This is a genomic window from Streptomyces sp. A2-16, assembly GCF_018128905.1.
In the GTDB taxonomy this organism is placed as follows: domain Bacteria; phylum Actinomycetota; class Actinomycetes; order Streptomycetales; family Streptomycetaceae; genus Streptomyces.
The window spans coordinates 9,463,164-9,482,084 of record NZ_CP063808.1 but is presented as its reverse complement, the minus strand read 5'-3'; the positions used below and the strand labels follow the sequence as shown (position 1 = coordinate 9,482,084).

The 18,921-nt window shown below is 72.8% G+C and carries 11 protein-coding genes and 1 riboswitch; of the genes, 5 read left to right on the top strand and 6 right to left on the bottom strand.

What is annotated here, in order from left to right; translation table 11 throughout:
• Positions 1-123 precede the first annotated feature (123 nt).
• A riboswitch (cyclic di-AMP (ydaO/yuaA leader) is annotated at positions 124-281 on the top strand.
• An 11-nt stretch (positions 282-292) separates the two neighbouring features.
• Positions 293-1,318, top strand: a complete 1,026-nt coding sequence (locus tag IOD14_RS42540; protein WP_123990215.1) for a M23 family metallopeptidase — start codon at positions 293-295, stop codon at positions 1,316-1,318.
• 166 nt (positions 1,319-1,484) lie between these two features.
• Positions 1,485-2,429, top strand: coding sequence for an aldo/keto reductase (locus IOD14_RS42535; protein ID WP_123990214.1), 945 nt, complete (start codon positions 1,485-1,487; stop codon positions 2,427-2,429).
• 47 nt (positions 2,430-2,476) lie between these two features.
• On the opposite strand, the gene IOD14_RS42530 is transcribed toward IOD14_RS42535, so the two are convergent.
• The 4 genes from IOD14_RS42530 to IOD14_RS42515 all read right to left on the bottom strand — a co-directional run bounded on the left by IOD14_RS42530 (position 2,477) and on the right by IOD14_RS42515 (position 7,614).
• Positions 2,477-3,853 (bottom strand): PrsW family intramembrane metalloprotease, encoded by a 1,377-nt coding sequence (locus tag IOD14_RS42530; RefSeq protein WP_212673035.1) that lies wholly within the window; start codon positions 3,851-3,853, stop codon positions 2,477-2,479.
• Between the two features lie 50 nt (positions 3,854-3,903).
• Positions 3,904-4,746: a tRNA (guanosine(46)-N7)-methyltransferase TrmB gene (gene trmB, locus IOD14_RS42525; protein WP_249126343.1), complete on the bottom strand. Its 843-nt coding sequence runs from the start codon at positions 4,744-4,746 to the stop codon at positions 3,904-3,906.
• 149 nt (positions 4,747-4,895) lie between these two features.
• A complete protein-coding gene (gene lhgO / locus IOD14_RS42520) occupies positions 4,896-6,116 on the bottom strand; it encodes an L-2-hydroxyglutarate oxidase (protein ID WP_123990212.1) in 1,221 nt (406 codons plus the stop codon).
• Positions 6,117-6,189: 73 nt separating this feature from the next.
• A complete protein-coding gene (locus IOD14_RS42515) occupies positions 6,190-7,614 on the bottom strand; it encodes an MFS transporter (protein WP_123990211.1) in 1,425 nt (474 codons plus the stop codon).
• Positions 7,615-8,296: 682 nt separating this feature from the next.
• Here IOD14_RS42515 and IOD14_RS42510 point away from each other — a divergent pair.
• Together IOD14_RS42510 and IOD14_RS42505 are read left to right on the top strand one after the other, a co-directional pair.
• Complete coding sequence (locus tag IOD14_RS42510) at positions 8,297-10,384, top strand: asparagine synthase-related protein (RefSeq protein ID WP_212673033.1); 2,088 nt, start codon at positions 8,297-8,299, stop codon at positions 10,382-10,384.
• 535 nt (positions 10,385-10,919) lie between these two features.
• A complete protein-coding gene (locus tag IOD14_RS42505; protein ID WP_212673032.1) occupies positions 10,920-14,126 on the top strand; it encodes a BTAD domain-containing putative transcriptional regulator in 3,207 nt (1,068 codons plus the stop codon).
• Here IOD14_RS42505 and IOD14_RS42500 read toward each other — a convergent pair.
• Positions 14,113-16,050 (bottom strand): sigma-70 family RNA polymerase sigma factor, encoded by a 1,938-nt coding sequence (locus IOD14_RS42500; protein ID WP_123990208.1) that lies wholly within the window; start codon positions 16,048-16,050, stop codon positions 14,113-14,115. The genes IOD14_RS42505 and IOD14_RS42500 overlap by 14 nt on opposite strands.
• A gap of 258 nt (positions 16,051-16,308) precedes the next feature.
• The gene (locus tag IOD14_RS42495; protein WP_123990207.1) at positions 16,309-17,085 is read right to left on the bottom strand and encodes a helix-turn-helix domain-containing protein; all 777 of its coding nucleotides are present in this window, start codon (positions 17,083-17,085) and stop codon (positions 16,309-16,311) included.
• A gap of 374 nt (positions 17,086-17,459) precedes the next feature.
• Here IOD14_RS42495 and IOD14_RS42490 point away from each other — a divergent pair, with 374 nt between their 5' ends.
• Complete coding sequence (locus tag IOD14_RS42490) at positions 17,460-18,839, top strand: NAD(P)/FAD-dependent oxidoreductase (RefSeq protein WP_123990206.1); 1,380 nt, start codon at positions 17,460-17,462, stop codon at positions 18,837-18,839.
• Positions 18,840-18,921 lie beyond the last annotated feature (82 nt).

The following is an 18,921-nucleotide window of genomic DNA, read 5'->3' as shown; positions in this document are numbered from 1 at the left end:
ATGGGCCGTAAGTCCTGCGGGATTTCGTTAATGATCAAGCGGAACAGCTTGGAATCGGCCCCCCGGGTCTATTAACGTTCGATAACGCAGCGCGGTCGTCCCAGCCGTCACAAGAGACGGCTCCGTGCTCACGCGCCGAATTCCGCAAGGGAACCGGGGAACCACCAACTTGGGGTGAATCGCTCGTACTCCGCCGTGGCAGCACGGCGGGTATACGCGCGTAGGAGACCTTCCTGCTCCGAACCCGTCAGCTAACCCGGTAGGCGAGAAGGAAGGAAAGGAGCGCGCCCACGTGGCGTCCAACCCGCCTGCCCCCGAGGCCCCGTCCGTACCACGCAGCACTCTCGTGTACGGCGGCTACCGCGCCGACGACGAGGCCCCGCTCGGCGAGTGGAACCCGACCGCGGACTCCCTGGCCCCGGTACGAGGCCGGCACCGCGTCGCCAAGCAGCGCGGCGGAGGATTCGCCCGCAGCTCCACCGTTCTCGGCGTCGGTGTCATAGCCGCCGTCAGCGCCGGCGGTATGGCCAGCGCCAACACCGGCAAGCCGCCGGTCTCCATCTCGATGCCCGACCTGCCGAACGTCGGCTCGCTCATCTCGGACGACGCCGACTCGGCCGCGGACGACACGAGCGCCTTCAGCAGTGTCGGCGCCACCACCGCGGACACCGCGCAGGGCGCCTCGGACGCCGGTGAGGCGCTGCGTTCGCGCATCCTGGCCCAGGCCGAGCAGCAGCAGGACCAGATCGACACCAAGGCCGCCCAGGCCGTCGCGGCCGCCGCCGAGAAGGAGGCCGACGCGGCCGCCGCCAAGGCGGAGAAGGAGGCCCAGGAGCAGGCCGCCGCCGCGAAGAAGAAGGCGGAGGAGGCGGCCGCGAAGGTGGCCGAGGCCGCGCGCCTGGCCGAGCTCGCCAAGCAGTACACGCTGCCGACCTCGTCGTACACCATCACCTCGACCTTCGGGCAGGCCGGTTCGCTGTGGTCCTCCGGCTACCACACGGGCCTCGACTTCGCCGCCCCCACGGGCACGCTCATCAAGGCGATCCACAGCGGCACCATCACCGAGGCGGGCTGGGCCGGTTCCTACGGCTACCGCACGATCCTCACCCTCGACGACGGCACCGAGCTGTGGTTCTGCCACCAGTCCTCGATCAGCGTCAGCGTCGGCCAGAAGGTCGGCACCGGTGACGTCATCGGCCGCGTGGGCGCCACGGGCAACGTGACCGGCGCGCACCTGCACCTGGAGGTCCACCCGAACGGCGCGGCCGACGGGATCGACCCGATGGCGTGGCTGCGGGGCAAGGGGCTCAACCCCTGAGGTTCCCTCTTCCTACGGTTTCCGACGGCCCTGACGACGTCCCCCCGACGCCAGGGCCGTCGGCGTGTGTGGGGGCAGAGTTCCGGAGGGGGTGATTCCGGTTGTTTACGAGGACTTTGCGGCCGTAGCGGAAGAGCGGCGTCCCGGACGGGCGTTGACGTATGGCATGACTTCTCTGCGCAAGCTCGGCTCCTCCGACCTCGAGGTCTTCCCGCTCTCCCTCGGCGGCAACGTCTTCGGCTGGACCGCCGACGAGGCCACCTCCTTCGCCGTCCTCGACGCGTACACCGCGGCCGGCGGCAACTTCGTCGACACGGCCGACTCCTACTCGGCGTGGGTCGACGGGAACTCCGGCGGCGAGTCCGAGACCGTCATCGGCAAGTGGCTGGCGGCCCGCGGCAACCGCGACGACGTCGTCATCGCCACGAAGGTCAGCCAGCACCCCGACTTCCCCGGCCTGACCGCCGGGAACATCAAGGCCGCCGCCGACGCCTCGCTGCAGCGTCTGGGCACCGACCACATCGACCTCTACTACACGCACTTCGACAAGACCGAGGTGCCGGTCGAGGAGATCATCGGCGCGCTGGACGAGCTGGTGAAGGCGGGCAAGGTGCGGGCGATCGGCGCCTCCAACATCTCCGCCGCGCGGCTTTCGGAGTCCCTCGCCTTCTCCGACCGCGAGGGCCTGGCGCGCTATGTCGCCCTCCAGCCCCACTACAACCTGGTCTCGCGTGACACCTATGAGGGCGAGCTGGAGTCGGTGGCCGCCCGCGCGGGCCTGGCCGCCGTCCCGTACTACGCCCTCGCCTCCGGGTTCCTCACCGGCAAGTACCGCCCGGGCGCGACGGTCGCAAGTCCGCGGGCCGCGGGCGCCGGAAAGCACCTGGACACCGACCGCGGCCGGAAGGTCCTCGCGGCCCTGGACGACATCGCCGAGGCCCACACGGTCCCGGTCGCCACGGTCGCCCTCGCCTGGCTCGCGGCCCAGCCGACGGTCGCAGCCCCGATCGCCTCCGCACGGACGGTGGAACAGCTCCCGGCACTGCTGAAGGTGGCGGACCTGACCTTGACGGAGGAGGAACTGGAGCGCTTGACGGCGGCGTCGGCGTAGGGCGACGGCGCTCGGCGGCGCTCGGCGGTGCCGAACCCCGCGCAGCCCTACGTCCGGTACGGGTTGTACGCGGGATACGGCACCGTCGGCTGGGGGTGGACCGGGTGGACCGGCTGGACCGGGTAGGCAGGATGGGTCGGCTGGGTCGGATACCCGTACACCCCGTACACCGGCCAAGGCGGCGCGGCCACCGGTACCGGCGGGGCTGTCGTCCGGGCCGCGTGGTCCAGGGCCTGCCGGGCCACGTCCCGCCGCCGCCACAGCTCGTGCAGCAGCTCCCGCTCCCGTACGACGAAGTCGGCGTTCGCCCGCCCGAGCCGCCCCCGGCGCCGCAGGAACGCGAGCGACGTCGCGTACGCCTCGTACTGCGCGACCGCCCGCCCCGCGGGCCGCCCCCCGAGCTGCCGTCGCGCGTACTCCCGCGCCACCCGCCGCGCCCGCATCGAGCCCAGCACGTACGGCTCGGTCGGTGTGAGCCACCCGGCGACGGCGTACGCGGGCAGTTCCTCGCGCACGGTCCTCAGCTCCCGCTGCCGCGTCCAGATGACCAGCCAGGTCAGCAGCGCGAACGCCGGCACCATGAACATCGCGTACACCGCGAAGAACCCGTACTCCCCGAACGTCGACGAGCCGTTCCACGTCGCGTGCATCCCCATCGCGAGCAGCAGCCCGGACAGCGGGACGAGCACCCGCCGGATGTGCTGGCGCTCCGCCGACAGCGCGGAGATGCCGAAGCCGATGCCGGTGAGGACGGTGAACAGGGGGTGCGCGAACGGCGACATGACCACGCGCACGAAGAAGGTCGCGGCGGTGACGGAGGCGATGCCGCGGTCCCCGCTGAGCTGGTCGGTGCCGAAGGCGGTGCCGAGGTAGAGGATGTTCTCGGTGAAGGCGAATCCGGTGGCGGTGACCCCCGCTATCACCACCCCGTCGACGATCCCGGTGAAGTCCCGTCTGCGGAACAGGAAGACGAGCAGGACGGCGGCGGCCTTGGCCGACTCCTCGACGATCGGCGCTATCACCGTGGCGCCGAGGGTGTCCGCACTGGACGGGTCGGCGGTCGCGGTCGCTATCCACTTCGTCGCGAAACTGTTGGCGATGATCGCTATCAGGGCGGCCGCACAGGCGCCCCAGGCGAAGGCGAACAGCAGATTGCGCCAGGGGCCCGGTTCGACCCGGTCGAGCCAGCGGAACGCGGCGATGAGCAGCGGCACGGGCAGGACGGCGAGCCCCAGCCCGACCAGGAAACCCTGGGTGCCGGTCTGCTGGCGGACCAGGGCGAGGATGACGAGCCCGGACAGCGCCAGGAGCGTGATCAGCGCGCCGTAGCGCACCCACTTCCGCTGCCACCAGTGCGCGTGCCGCAGCACGGCGCCACCGGTGGGGTCACCGGGGTGCGTCGGATACGGGGGACAGGTGGCCACAGCATCGACCTTAACGAGACGGAGGCGCCGCCCGCAGCCGGGTGGGACGCTCAGGCGCCGGTGGGGGGTTGAGCGGATCGGTCGGTTCGGTCGCCGTGCTGTACGCGATGGAACAGCAGGTCGTTCACGACATGTCCCTTCTCCAGTCCCTGCCCCTCGAAACGGGTCAGCGGCCGGAAGTCGGGACGCGCCGCGAAACCGCCGCCCGCCTGTGTGTTCTCGAACGCCGGATGGGCGGTGAGCACGTCGAGCATCTGTTCGGCGTACGGCTCCCAGTCGGTCGCGCAGTGCACCAGCGCGCCGGGCCTGAGACGGGTCGCGGCCAGGTCCAGGAACTCCGGCTGGATCAGCCGGCGCTTGTGGTGGCGCTTCTTGGGCCAGGGGTCCGGGAAGTAGACGCGCAGCCCGTCGAGCGCGTCCGCGGTGAGCATCTCGCGCAGCAGGATGATGGCGTCGCCGTTGCCGACCCGGACGTTGCTCAGTTTCTGCTGTTCGGCGAGGTTGAGCAGGTTTCCCTGGCCCGGGGTGTGCACGTCGACGGCGAGGATGTTGGTGCCGGGGTCCGCGGCGGCCATCTGTGCGGTGGCCTCGCCCATCCCGAACCCGATCTCCAGCACGACGGGGTTGTCGTTGCCGAACATCTCGTCGAGGTCCAGCGTGCGCTGCCCGTCGATGTCGAGGCCCCAGGTGGGCCACAGCCGCTGCAACGCGTCCGCCTGCCCCGCCGTCACCCGGCTCCGCCGGGGCTGGAAGCTCCGGATCCGCCGCTCGAAGTGCGACCCCGCGGGATCGGCACTGGGTCCGTCGGGAAACCGCGGCTCCCCTTTGGCCCGGGTGTGCCGGACGGAGACACCGGGGGCGTGCGGGCCGGACTCGCCGGCGTCGGCGGGCAGGGGGGCTTCGGGGGCGTGGGAGTCAGACACAGTGGGGTCGATTTTACGGTGACCTCGAGGCCGGACACGGCTCAGGGCTGTTCCGCTCGTCACGTCCTCGCGGCCCGGGTCCCGGTGGCGCGCTCGGATGGGCAAGGCACCCGGACCCGTCACACCGAGCGAAGCGACTCCAGGGCCCGTCGGGCCACCTCCCGCCCGATCGGCAGCGAGGCCGTCGCCGCGGGCGAGGGCGCGTTCAGCACGTGCACCGCCCGGGCGCCCTCCTTGATCAGGAAGTCGTCCACCAGCGTCCCGTCCCGCAGCACCGCCTGCGCCCGCACCCCGGCCGCCGCGGGCACCAGGTCGTCCGCCGTCACCGCGGGCAGCAGCCGCCGTACGGCCGTCGTGAACGCCCCGCGGGAGAGCGACCGCCGCAGCTCACCCGCCCCGTACCGCCAGTGTCTGCGCGCTATCTGCCAGGACCCCGGCCAGGCCAGTGTCGCGCCGAGCTCCCGGGGCCGTACGACGCCCCAGTCGTACCCCTCCCGGGCCAGCGCCGGCACCGCGTTCGGCCCGATGTGCACGCCTCCGTCGATCCCGCGCGTGAGGTGCACCCCGAGGAACGGGAACGCCGGGTCAGGCACCGGATACACCAGTCCCCGCACCAGCTCGGGCCGCGCCAGCGTGTAGTACTCCCCTCGGAACGGCACGATCCGCATCTCCGGGTCGTCACCGGTCATCCTGGAGATCTCGTCGCAGTGCAGCCCGGCGCAGTTCACCAGGACCCGCGCCCGTACGACATCCCCGGCGCCCGTCAGGACGGCGACCCCGAGCTCCGGGCGGCGGTCGATCCGGCGCACCTCGGCGCCGTAGCGGATCTCCGCGCCCGAGGCCTCGGCCAGCTGCCGCGCGACCCCGACGAAGTCGCACACCCCGGTCGTCCCGACGTGGATGGCGGCGAGACCCTCCACCTCGGGTTCGTACTCCGCGATCTGGGCGGCGCCCAGCTCCCGCACCGGAATGCCGTTCTCCCGGCCGCGCTGGACCAGTCCGTGCAGTCGCGGCAGCTCGTCGCGCTCGGTCGCGACGATCAGCTTGCCGGTGACGGCATGGGCGATGCCGTACTCGGCGCAGAACTTGACCATCTCGGCGGCCCCGCGCACGGCGTACCGCGCCTTGAGCGAGCCCGGGCGGTAGTAGATCCCGCTGTGGATCACCCCGCTGTTGCGCCCGGTCTGATGCCGGGCGGGCCCGGCCTCCTTCTCCAGCACGACGACCCGCGTCCCGGGCGCGGCCCGAGTGATCGCATACGCCGTGGACAACCCGACGATGCCCCCACCGATCACGAGCACGTCACAGTCGTAAGCGATCCCGGACAACACCTGCACCACCTCCCACCCCCGATAGTGCACTGCACCACTGACAGTCACTTCAAACGCGGGGGGCGGTGCCGTCGTCCGGGACTCAAGCCGGAGCCATCAGCAGCGGCCTGGCGCGCTCCCTGAGCTCCACCACCCGGGGCTCGTCCCCGTACGGCTCCAGCCGGTGCAGGAGATCCTTCACGTACTCGGTGGTGCGGGCCGAGGAGATGCGCCCCGCGACCTCCACCGCCCGTACGCCCTGCTCGCACGCCGCGTCGAGATTGCCCGACTCGAGCTCGGCGACCGCCGAGACGACGAGCCGGAGGCCGTGCGAGCGCACGAACTCCTCCGTCGGCTTCGACAGTGCCTGCTCCGTGAACCGTCGCACCTGACGCGGCGCCTTCAGATCCCGGTAGCACTCGGCCGCGTCCGCCGCGAACCGGTCGTACGAGTAGAAGCCGAGCCACGACGGATCGTTGTCCCCGTCCCGGGACCGCTCCAGCCAGCCCTCGGCCGCCTTGAGCGCCGCTCCGGCCGCGGCCGCGTCACCCGCACGCGCGTGTGCCCGCGCCTCGACGAGCCGGAAGAAACTCATGGTGCGGGCCGTCGCCAGGCCCCGGTTGCGTTCGAGGGCGGCCTGCGCGAGGTCGACGCCCTCGTCGCCGAAGCCCCGATAGGTCGCCTGCAACGACATCGACGCCAGCACATACCCGCCGAGCGGCACGTCCGCCGCCGCGCGGGCCAGCCGCAGCGCCTGGATGTAGTACCGCTGCGCGGCCTCCTGCTGTCCCGTGTCGAAGGCCATCCAGCCCGCGAGCCGGGTGAGCTCGGCGGAGGCGCCGAACAGTGCCCTGCCGACCTCGTCGGAGTACGAGCCGAGCAGCAGCGGTGCCGCCTCCACCCGTAAACACTCGGGCACCATGGACGAACGCCAGTCGCCGCCTCCGTACTTGGAGTCCCAGCGCCTGGCGTCCTCGGCGGCCTCACGCAGCTTCTGCACATCGCTGTGGCCGACTTTGAGCGGTGCGCCCGAGCCCTCGGAGTGGTTCACCTCGCGCGCGACCGAGCTGTCGGCCGGGGTTATCAGCCACCGTGAGGCGGGCGTTGCGTATGCGCTGACTGCGAACGAACCGGCGAGGGACTGCCAGATGCCGCCCGTGCCGGCCCGGCGGCCGGCGAGGTCCAGGCGGTAGAGCTCGGTGGCCGATCTGACGGCCTGTCCGACGTCCCTGGGGAAGGCGAGGCCCACCTCCGGCGCGGGATCCGCGTCCGCCAGGCCGATCTCGTGGAGCGGCACCGGGCGGCCGAGCTTCTGGCCGATGGCGGCGGCGATGAGGTGCGGCGCCGCACCCTGCGGAACCATCCCCTTCGACACCCAGCGCGCCACCGACGTCTTGTCGTAGCGAAGAGTCAACCCGCGTTGAGCGCCAAGATCGTTGACGCGACGCGCGAGTCCTGCGTTGCTGATTCCCGCGAGGGCGAGAACGGCGCCGAGTTTTTCGTTCGGCCCGCGTTGCTCCCTGGACATGCGCCACCCCTCGACACAGACGGCTGCCGCGCTGGCATAACCACGCGGCATTCGTAAACCCAGCGTAGTTCGCCGCATCCCAAGCGTTAAGGGGCATTGTTCCGGATGGCGGGATTGTGGTCCGTACTGAAGTGCGGGTCCGATACGCGCAGTTGCGTCGTGCTCCCGTTGTGTGGCCGTGCGCCCGTCCGTGCGCTCTTCTCCGGCCAAGAGGGGAGCGCTTCCATGGATGATGCGTGGGTCGGCCCGCTGTACTGGATCCAGTGGGCTGGGGGACACCGCCGCCTCCATCCCCGCGGGCGGCGGAAGGGCCCGGGGGGCGAAGTGGCGTCTCCCGGGCTGCGCGCCCGTCGGCGGCGCGCCACCTGTGTACGGAGCGTGCGCGAGCCTGCTTCGGTGCCGCCGATTTGGCCGAAAATCGACCCTCGTTCTCGCGGGCGATCAGCCCTCCTACCATGGCAGTTGAGGGCGCGTTAGGCGTTTTTGGGGAGCGTATCGGGGGCGCATTCGCGTCGCACACCCCTTGCCCTGTACGGGTGTTCGCAGGCGTACGCGGGTGTTCCCGGGGGCGCGTTCCCCACATCTCCAGCGGCTCCACCGGCCCTCCGGCAGGCGTCCTTCATGGCAGCATGGTGACCGGTTCGAACGGTGCACTGGTTGTCCACAGCCTGTGGAGGCGTCGATGCGGTGGTTGGTGGGATGGAGCAGCACCGCCGCGGGTGTCTCCGAAATCGGGGCGGCGGGGGCAACCGGAAGCGACGGCGAGACCGTGCACCCGGTGGGCTCACACCTCCTGTGGGGCGACCCGGATCCCCTCTGGGCGGTCGGCGACTGGCGCCCGGACGAGGTGCGCGTGGTCATGGTCGACGCGCAGACCCGGATCGCGGTCCTGGGCACCTGCGGGGCCTCCGACGAACAGCTGAGGATCGGACTGCTCGCCGCGCGCGGAGGGGCACTTCGGCATCTGACGGCCTGGTCGGGGGCGTACACGGCGGTGGTCCAGGTGGGCCGCCGGATCACCGTGGGCGGCGATCTGGCGGGCGCACGGCCGGTGTTCTACACCCCCTGGGCCGGCGGTACGGCCTACGCGACCGCCGCCCTGCCCCTCGCCGACCTCATCGAGGCCAACCTCGACTTCGGGCATCTCGCCGCGCTGCTCGCCGCCCCCGACGTGCCGGCCGCGCTCCACGACTCCACGCCCTACGAGGGCGTCCGCCGCATTCCGCCGGGGCACGCGCTGATCCTGCGCAACGGCGCCCGCGAGATCGCCGGCTACGAACCCGTCGCCTCCCTCGCGGTCGCCGCGCCCACCGCCGACGCGGACAGCGCGGTCGACGGGGTGCGCGACGCGCTCGTCGAGGCGGTACGCGCGCGTCTGTCCGCGCCGCGCCATGTGCCCGACATCGATCCCGGCCCGGTGCCCGGCATGGGGCCCGCCGAACGGCGTGCCGCGCGCGGGATGCCGGTGCCGGGGATCGGGGCCGACCTGTCCGGGGGGCCCGCGTCGGGGACGCTCGCCCTGCTGGCCGCCGGGCTGCCCGGGATGCCGGGGACCGTCCTCGGACACGGCACCGGGGCCGGCGAACGGCTGCTCGCGGTCACCTTCAACGACCTCGCCGTGCGCGGGCGGGAGGCCGAGGTGGAGCGGGCGGGGACGCTCGCGGCCAATCCCCGGCTGCACCACGTGGTGGTGACCGGGGGCGAGGAAACACTTCCCTACGCCGAACTCGACGGGCCCCTGACGGACGAACCCGGACCGTGCCTGGTGACGGCGGCACGGCACCGGGCGCGGCTCGCCGCGGGCAGCGCCGACCACTTCACGGGCTACGGGGCCCGGCAGGTGCTCGACGCGCACCCGGCGCGCCTGGCGGACCTGCTGATGGACCGCAAGCGGCGCCATCTGGTCCGGCCGGTGGCCGCCCTCGCCAAGGCGGACGGTTCCGTGCTCGTCCCCGCGCGCGTGTACGGCGCCGCGCGGAAGCTGGCCCGTACGCCGTACCGGGCCGGTCTGGAGATCCTTGCCGACCGGCTCATGCACCGGCGGTTCGACGAGCCCGGGGGTGCGGTGGGGGCGTCTCTCGCCGCGCTCACCTGGGCCAGACCTGGGCCCGCGGCGCGGTGGCTGACGGGTGAGGCGCTCGCTGAAGTATCGGTTCGCCTGCAGGGTGCCACGCATCGCTCCGGGGTCGGTCCAGGGCAGCATCCCGGCGACTTCCGGGCGCGGGCGGCGCTCGCCCGTCACGCCTCGGACCTGCGCGTGCTGGAGCAGGCCGTGGAGATCCGCTCGCAGCGGCTGCACGCGCCGTTCCTGGACAACCAGGTGGTGCGGGCCTGCCGTGCCCTCCCCGAGGCGCTGCGGGTCAGGCCGGGGGCCCGCGCGGAGATCCTGCGCACGGTGCTGGAGGGGTCGGGCGTCCCCGAGCTCCCGCCGGGCTGGGGTGCCCCGTCGCACGCCTCCTCGGCCGCGGCGACGCGCACGGGGTTGCGGGTGGCGGCGGACTCCCTGATGGCCCTGTTCGGGACGCCGTTGCTGGCGCAGGCGGGGCTGGTGGAGGCACGGGTGGTCCGCAAGGCCCTGCGGGCGGCGGCGGAGGGCGAGCCGCTGCCGCTGGACGGGCTGGCCGACCTGGTCTCGCTGGAGCTGTGGCTGGGCCGGCTGCTGGCCCGCCGAGGCACCTGCTGGACCGGCACCCCGGCACGCGCGCGTGCGGTGCCGGCGGGGATTCGGCCGCAGCGGGGGGCGTTGGGGGCGGGGGCCTCCGGCGGTTGAGCCGGGTTCGGGTGCGGGTTCGGTGGGGGCGGGGGTTTTTGCGCCGTTCCCCGCGCCCCTGATGCCTGCGGCGCAGCTGCGGGTTCGGTGGGGCGTGCGTAGCGCATGGGCCCCGGTGGTGGGGTCGGGGCCGGGGTGGGGGGTGTCCGTCCTCGGTCCGGCGGTAGCTGTCGATTGAGCAGGGCCCGGTAACGGACGCCGGCCGCTGCGGGCGGACACCCCCCACCCCGTCCCCTTGCCGCCGTACGCGGCTTGCGGCCCGTCGTGGGCGCGCGTCCCGGCCACCGGCCCGTGGTGCCGCGCGGTCCGGCGAGCGGCCCGTGGTGCCGCGCGGTCCGGCGAGCGGCCCGTGGTGGCCTTCGGTCCGTGGTGGCGAACGGTTCGTCGTGGCGTCGGGTCACTGCAACTCCCCAGGGGTGCGGGGAACTGCGCGACCAGCCACATCGCAGCTGTGGCCGCCCGACAACCGGACCCGGCACCCCCATAGGCGCCCGACCGCCTCTCCGTTCGAATGCGTACCGGTGACAATGAACCGGTGCGGTACAGAATTCTGGGTGTCTCTCAGGCGGCGGACGGCGACGGCACCGTCGTACCCCTCGGCGGCCCCCGTGTCCGCGCTCTGCTCGCCGCGCTGGCATGGCGAGTCGGTCGTGCCGTGAGTTCCGAGACTCTGATCGACGAGGTGTGGGGGGAGGATCCGCCGCAGGACGCCCCCGCCGCGCTCCAGGCTCTGGTGGGCCGTCTGCGTCGTGCCGTCGGCAGGGACGCGATCGAGTCCGGCCCGGGCGGCTACCGGCTGGCCGCCACCGAGGACGACGTGGATCTGTACGTCTTCGAGCAGCTCGTACGGCGAGGAACGGGCGCCCTGGCCCACGGCGACGCGCTCAAGGCTGCCCAGGACCTCACCGCCGCCCTCGCCCTGTGGCGCGGTGACGCCCTCGCCGACCTCCCCGACCGCACCGCCGCGACCCGCCCCGAGGCACTGCGCCTGGAGGCCACCCGGGCCCGCGTCGAGGCGGATCTGCTGCTCGGGCGGGCCCAGGACGTCGTACCGGAGCTGAAAGAGCTGGCGGGAGCGCATCCGTACGACGAACCACTGCGTGTTCTGCTCATCCGGGCGCTGCGCGACAGCGGCCGTGGCGCCGACGCCCTCGCCGCGTACGAGAGCGCCCGCCTGGCCCTCGCCGACGGCCTCGGCACTGATCCGGGGCCGCAGTTGCGCGCTCTGCACGGCGAGTTGCTGACAGGTCTGCCGACCCGCTCGCCGTCCGAACGCACCGGCAACATCCGCCCCCGCCTTACCTCTTTCGTGGGCCGGGAACCCGAACTCGACGCCATCCGTTGCGAATTGCACAGGGCCCGTCTCGTCACCCTCACCGGACCGGGCGGCTCCGGAAAGACCCGTCTCGCCGAGGAAGCCGCCGCCGGGCTCCCGCAGGCGTGGCTCGTCGAGCTCGCCCCGCTCGACCGGCCGGAGGCGGTGCCCGGCGCGGTGGTCAGCGCGCTCGGTCTGCGCGGGACCGTGCTCATGACCACCGAGCTGACGGCCCCGCAGGACGACCCGCTCGCCCTGCTCGTCGAGTACTGCGCGCCCCGCAGCCAACTCCTGATCCTTGACAACTGCGAACATGTCATCGAGGCGGCCGCCCACCTCGCGGAGACCCTCCTCACCCGCTGCCCGGGGCTCACCGTCCTCGCCACCAGCCGTGAACCCCTGGGCGTGCCCGGCGAGTCGGTGCGCCCGGTCGAGCCTCTCCTCCCCGAGCAGGCAGGCCGCCTCTTCGCCGAGCGTGCCGCCGCCGTCCGCCCCGACGCGGCCGACGTGCTCGCCGACCAGGAGTCGGTCGCCGAGATCTGCCGCCGTCTCGACGGGCTCCCGCTGGGCATCGAACTCGCCGCGGCCCGGCTGCGGATGCTGACTCCGCGTCAGATCGCGGACCGGCTCGACGACCGCTTCCGTCTGCTCACCTCCGGCAGCCGTACCGTCCTGCCCCGCCAGCAGACCCTGCGGGCCGTCGTCGACTGGTCCTGGGACCTGCTCGACGAGCGGGAGCGGACGTTCCTGTGCGAGGTGTCCGTCTTCGCGGGCGGCTGGGACCTGGAGGCCGCGGAGGCGGTGTGCGGCGGCCCGGCCGCCGAGCTCCTGGGGGCGCTCGTGGACAAGTCCCTGGTCGTGGCGGTCCCGTGGGAGCGGGACGGCTCCGACGGCATGCGCTACCGCATGCTCGAGACCATCCACGAGTACGCCGTCGAGCGCGCCGCCGAGTCCCCCGCGCCGCGAGCCGCCGCCGAGCTCCGACACCGCGCGTGGGTGCGCGCACTGGTCGAGGAGGCCGAGCCCCGACTGCGTTCCGCCGACCAGCTCCCCTGGATCGCTCGCCTGGAGACCGAACTCGACAACATCCGCGCCGCCCTCGACCGGGCGATCACGGCGGGTGAGGAGCAGGAGGCCTCGGCCCTGGCCCTCGCCGTGGGCTGGTTCTGGTGGCTGCGCAACTACCGCAGGGAGGGCATGTCCTGGGTGGTCCGGGTGCTGGGTCTCGGGGCGGCCCCGGACGGGACGGAAGCCTACCTCGCCGACCGGCACGCGGAGACACCCGACCGGATGAACCTCCGCATGCTGTACCTCTTCCTCAGAGCCGAGACGGAGCCCATCGACGGCCGCCTGGACCCGCGCCTGCACCGTTATGCCTCCCATGTGCGCGACCACTTCGAGCGGGGCGGCCCCGACGCGGCTCGCCTGCCCGGCATGATCTGGCCCCTGGTGGGCGTCATGCTCGGAGACTCCACGGACATCCGCCCCCTCATGGAGGCCGCCCTGGCCAACTGCCGGGCGCACGGCGACGACTGGTCCGTCGCCGTGACCCTGATGTTCCGCACACACATGATCGTCGACTCCCCGGGCGGCATGGCCGGCGTGGACGACGACCTGGACGAGCTGCGCACTCTCAGCCGCCGCGTGGGCGACCGCTGGCTCCGCGCCCAGGTCAGCAGCGCGGCCGGCGAGGCGGCCATGGCCCGGGGCCGCCCGGCGGCGGCCAAGGAGGAGTACGAGACGGCGCTCCAGCTCGCCTACGAGGTGGGGGCGTACGCCGAGACCCCGTTCCTCATCGCCCGGCTCGCCGAGGTCGCGTACCGCACGGGCGAGCGTACGACCGCGCTGACCACCCTGGAGGAGGCGAGCGAGGCCGGCGACCGGTACGGCGTCCCGGAGACCCGGGCGTTCGTGCGGCTGCTGCGGGCCCACATGGCCCTGGACGACAAGGACCCCGTACGCGCGCGTGCGCTGGTGGACGAGGTCCGCGCGGAGCTGGGGCAGGTGGTGCCGCCCCCTCAGTTCACCGTGATGCTGAACTCGGTCGACGCGATGGTGACGGCCGAGGAGTCGGGCCCCGAGCACGGGCTGCCGCTGCTGGCCGACACCATCCGCGAGGCGATCGACAAGCGGTGCGCCGACGCGGTCGTCGCGGCCCTCGTGGACGCGGCGGCGACCCTGCTCCACGACCTGGGCGACCTTCCACGCGCGGTCCGGCTGCTCGCCGCCGCCGATCGCCGGCGCGGCGGCGATCCGCGTCCGCACCCCGAGCGCGTGGCGGTGGAGCGCGCGGAGACAGCCGCCCGCACCGGCCTGGGACCCGTGCGCTACGCGGCCGAACACACCCGGGGCGCGGATCTCACCCCGGTCGAGGTCCTGGCCGAGCTCGACGAGGCGCTCGATGCGCGGCGCGCTAGGAGCAACTGAACTTCGACTCGGCCCAGTCCGCGAGCATCAGGTCGTCGAAGTGGCTGTGCGGCTCGACCACCAGCCGTACGGTCTTGCGTCCGCCGAGGTTCACATGGACGGGCACGGCCGGGTCCCCGCCCTCGACCAGCCCGGATCTCCACAGCCGGACCCCGTCGGCGTAGACGGAGAAGTGGACCTTGCCGAGGCCCAGCGTCATGTCGTCGACGCCGACCATCGCGTCGTAGGAGGAGCACGCGCGGTTGAGGTCGATCGTGACGGAGGAGCGGCCGTGCACGGTCACGCCGTGGGCGTACTTCTTCCCGGCGACCGAGACGCCGTAGCGCTGCCACACCCAACTGCTCTCGCCGATCCGCATCTCGGGCGCGCTGCCGTCACCGGAGACGTCGTAGGCGAGCTCGCTCCACTGGTAGACGGCCGGCGGGGGCGGTGGCGGGGGAGTCGGCGCCGGTGTGGGCGTGGGGGCCGGCTCGGGGGGAGGTGTCGGTTTCGGGGTGGGGGAAGCCTTGGGAGGCGGGGTGGGCTTCGGGGTCGGTGTGGGTGTGGGGGTCGGCGTCGGTTTCGGCTTCGGGGTCGGGGCGGCCGCGACGGGGATCAGGGGGGGTGCCGGCTCGGGCTTCTTCGGGGGAGGCGTGGACGCGGGGTCGGCGGGCTCGACCACGGGTGCGGACGCCGGCGGCTTCGCGTCCGGCTTCCTGGCCGGGCTGTCGTCGCCGATCAGCGCGAGGGCCACCGCAGCGGCGGCCACGGCGACCACACCGGCCGCGATACCGGCCTTGACCGGCGCGCCGAGCCCTTCCGAGGCCGCGGCGCCGCCCGCGCCGGCCCCGCCCGAGGAGCCTCCGCTCGCCGCGGCGGCCGCGCCCGCGGCACCGGCCGCTCCCGCTCCTGCACCGCCGGCGACGAGACCGATGGCCTTGGCGTATCCGGCGGCCCCGAACCATCCGATGACCGCGAGCGGTACGACGGCGGGGATGCCGCCGGCGACTTCCTTGATCTGGCCCGCGGCCAGCCGGCACTTGGCGCACTCCTCCAGGTGCTTGCGCAGTCCGCGCTCGGCCCGGGTGCGCAGGCCGCCGCGGGCGTAGGCGCCGAGCCGGTCGGCGTAGCGGGCGCACTCCTCGTCGGCGGCGAGGGTCGCGCTGACATGGGCCTGCAGGTAGGCCTGCTTGAGGCCCTCGCGGGCGCGGCTGGCCAGCACGCGGGTGCCGTTGGCGTCGAGCCCGAAGAGGGTGGCGACCTCGCTCGGCGACTCGTCCTCGACCTCGGTGTGCCACAACACGGCCTGCCAGCGTTCGGGCAGGGAGCGGAAGGCCTGCATGGCCATGGACTGCTCGGCCTCGTGCATCGCGCGCACGTCGGCGCCGAGGTCCAGCGTGTCGTCGTCGGAGACCTCGGCCGAGCGTGAGGCCTGGGCGGCGAACACCGCGAAGTCGTCGACCAGCTGCTCGCGCTTGGCCGACTTCGTCCAGCCGGCGGCGACACGGCGCACGCTGGTGAGCAGATAGGCGCGTACGGCGTGCTCGGGGCCGTGGCCGCCGCGCACGGCCTGGAGCATGCGGGCGAAGACCTCGGCGGTGAGGTCGTCCGCGGTGTGGCCGTCGCGGCAGCAGGTGCGGGCGTAGCGGCGCACCGCCTCCGCGTGGCGCCGGTAGAGCGCCTCGTAGGCCGTGTCGTCGCCGGAGCGCATCCGCTCGATCAGGTCGGCGTCGGACGGCGGCGTCTCCCGGGGCGGCGGCAGGATGCTGCCGTCCTCACGCCGGTCGCGCTGCGCCGGGACGCTGCCCTCGACGGGTTCGCCGCCCTGTGCCGGGATGCCGCCCTGCGGAATGCCGGCCCGGCCGCCTTGGCCCGGCACCTGCGGGCTGCCCCCGGCCTCCCCGTCGCCCTCACCGCGGGGTTCGTTCCGCCCGTCAACGCTCATCGCGGAATGCCCCCGCCGCCGGCCCAACCTGTCCCGAACACCGGGTCAGCGTGCCATATTGGCTTTTGTTCAGTGCCCCGCGGTACGGCCCATCCACTCGTCCGTGGGGACTTCCCGCACAGCAGTACTGAGCATCACCCGAATGGGGAAGACTCAACTGTCACGGCCGGTGCCGGCGGTGCTTCACGCGCCCGGAAAACCCGGAATGTCGCGGGGCGCGGACGACAGGCGCCCGCGCCCCGCTGTCACCCTTACGAGTCACACCGGCCGGGACCGCAGCCCCTCCAGCAGGATGTCGAGCAGCCGTGCCGAGGCAGCCGCCTGCTGCGCCGCGTCCGGCAGCGAGGGCGCCGCCGTGGCGATCACCAGCAGGACGTCCGACACCGACACATCGGTCCGCAGCTCACCGGCCGCACGCGCGCGGTCCACGAGCTGCCCCACGACCTCCAGCAGCGCCGCCGCCCCGGCATCGTCGTCGGCGGAGACCAGCGGGGCCTCCTCCGACACCAGCCGCAGCTCGCCCGAGCCCGGTGTCGTCCGCTGCTGCGGCACCCGAGCCCCGTCGTAGCCGTCCTCGTCGGCGACCCCGACCCGCAGCACCTGCGGCGGCAGCAGCCGCCCGGCACCGGACGCGACCGAGGTGCGCAGGAAGCGCGACAGCGCCGACCACGGCTCGTCCTCCTGACCGAGGGCCGCCCGTGCCTGGTCGGTCAGCCGGGAGGTCTCCTCCTCGGCTATCCGCCGGACCAGGACGTCCTTGCTCGGGAAGCGCCGGTACACGGTGCCGACACCGACCCTGGCGCGCCGCGCCACGTCCTCCATCGGCGCGCCGTAGCCCAGCTCGCCGAAGACTTCGCGCGCCGCGCGCAGTACGTGTTCCAGGTTGCGCTGTGCGTCCACGCGCAGCGGGGCCGAACGCGATCCGTCGCGTCCGTTGCCCGCCGCGCTCATCGCCGAGCCCATCGCGCCGCCCATCGCCCCGCCACCGGGTGCGATGGCGGACGCGGTAGACCAATGAGAGTCCTGAATGTGCATGAATGATCCCCCGGTAATGACGTCTCCCCCCGGAGACTCTCCCCGCCATCGAAAGCCGGAGCGTGCGGAACAAGCCCGTTTCGCGAGTCCGCCCGTCGCGGACCCGGAGCGCATCCCCCTACACCCCGTCGACACACGAACATAGTTGAGTGGGGGTCAATTCAGAAGGGGCAGGTTCCGCACGGAGCGCCCCCCGATCGGAGTACGAGTGCCAAACGCCCCGATTGCACCCCCTCCGCCCGCCCGGCGCACACCCGTTGACCTGCGCACCTTCCCCGCGCGCCGAGGATTCGGCCAACCCGGCGCGCCGATGAACTCCGGTCACACAATTTGTCGAGGCTGTGGACAAACTCAAGCGACGGGTGCGTCATGGGATGGTGAAGGAACGTGCGCGCATTCTGGTTGTCGGCGGCGGCTACGTCGGGATGTACACGGCTCTGCGTCTGCAGCGGAAGCTGAAACGGGAACTCGACCGGGGCGAGGTCGAGATCACGATCGTCACGCCCGATCCGTACATGACCTATCAGCCGTTCCTGCCCGAAGCGGCGGCCGGATCCATCTCCCCGCGCCATGTCGTCGTACCGCTGCGCCGCGTCCTCGACCGCTGCCGCGTCGTCGTCGGCGAGGCCACCGCGATCGACCACGCCAAGCGCACGGCCTCCGTCACCACCCTCGCCACCGAGGAGGACAGGACGGGCAGCGAGCAGCTGCCGTACGACGAACTGGTCCTCGCCCCGGGTTCGATCGCGCGCACGCTGCCGATCCCCGGGCTCGCCGAACACGGCATCGGGTTCAAGACGGTCGAGGAGGCCATCGGCCTGCGCAACCACGTCATCGAGCAGATGGACATCGCCTCCTCCACCCGCGACCCCGCGGTCCGCGACGCGGCCCTCACCTTCGTCTTCGTCGGCGGCGGCTACGCGGGCGTGGAGGCGCTCGGCGAGCTGGAGGACATGGCCCGCTACACCGCGCGCTACTACCACAACGTCCCCGCCGAGGACATGAAGTGGATCCTCGTCGAGGCCTCCGACCGCATCCTTCCCGAGGTCGGCGAGGAGATGGGCCGCTACACGGTCAGCGAACTGCGCCGCCGCAACATCGACGTACGGCTGAACACCCGCCTGGAGTCCTGCGCGGACCGCGTCGCCGTCCTCAGTGACGGCAACCGCTTCCCCACCCGTACGGTCGTGTGGACAGCCGGCGTGAAACCCAGCCCGCTCCTCGCCGCCACCGATCTTCCGCTCAATGAGCGAGGTCGGCTGAAATGCACCCCCCAGCTCACCGTCGAGGGCACCACGCACGCGTGGGCGGCCGGAGACGCGGCGGCCGTCCCCGACGTCACCGCCGAGGAGCCCGGCAAGGAGACCGCCCCCAACGCCCAGCACGCCGTGCGCCAGGCCAAGGTCCTCGGCGACAACATCGCGCACGCACTGCGGGGCGAGCCCCTGGAGACGTACTCCCACAAGTACGTCGGCTCAGTGGCCTCCCTGGGCCTGCACAAGGGTGTCGCATACGTCTACGGGCGCAAACTGAAGGGCTACCCTGCCTGGTTCATGCACCGCGTCTACCACCTCAGCAGGGTTCCCACCTTCAACCGCAAGGCCCGCGTCCTGGCCGAATGGACCCTGTCGGGGCTCTTCAAGAGGGAGATCGTCTCCCTCGGTTCACTCGAACATCCCCGAGCGGAGTTCGAACTCGCGGCCGGTGGAAAGCATCCTCACGACCCGGCGAACGACCCGAAGGGGTCGTCCTGACCGGACCGAGGAACTCCACGGACCGCCCCGGCGTCTGACGAATGTCGACCCGGTCGGTCACCCTGCCAGACTGGTGCCCGAC

Excerpts from the sequence above, each read along its gene's own strand:
- IOD14_RS42535 (WP_123990214.1), top strand. The coding sequence starts at position 1,485 with ATGACTTCTCTGCGCAAGCTCGGCTCCTCCGACCTCGAGGTCTTCCCG.
- IOD14_RS42515 (WP_123990211.1), bottom strand. The coding sequence starts at position 7,614 with ATGTCCAGGGAGCAACGCGGGCCGAACGAAAAACTCGGCGCCGTTCTC.
- IOD14_RS42510 (WP_212673033.1), top strand. The coding sequence starts at position 8,297 with ATGCGGTGGTTGGTGGGATGGAGCAGCACCGCCGCGGGTGTCTCCGAA.
- IOD14_RS42500 (WP_123990208.1), bottom strand. The coding sequence starts at position 16,050 with ATGAGCGTTGACGGGCGGAACGAACCCCGCGGTGAGGGCGACGGGGAG.
- IOD14_RS42495 (WP_123990207.1), bottom strand. The coding sequence starts at position 17,085 with ATGCACATTCAGGACTCTCATTGGTCTACCGCGTCCGCCATCGCACCC.
- IOD14_RS42490 (WP_123990206.1), top strand. The coding sequence starts at position 17,460 with ATGGTGAAGGAACGTGCGCGCATTCTGGTTGTCGGCGGCGGCTACGTC.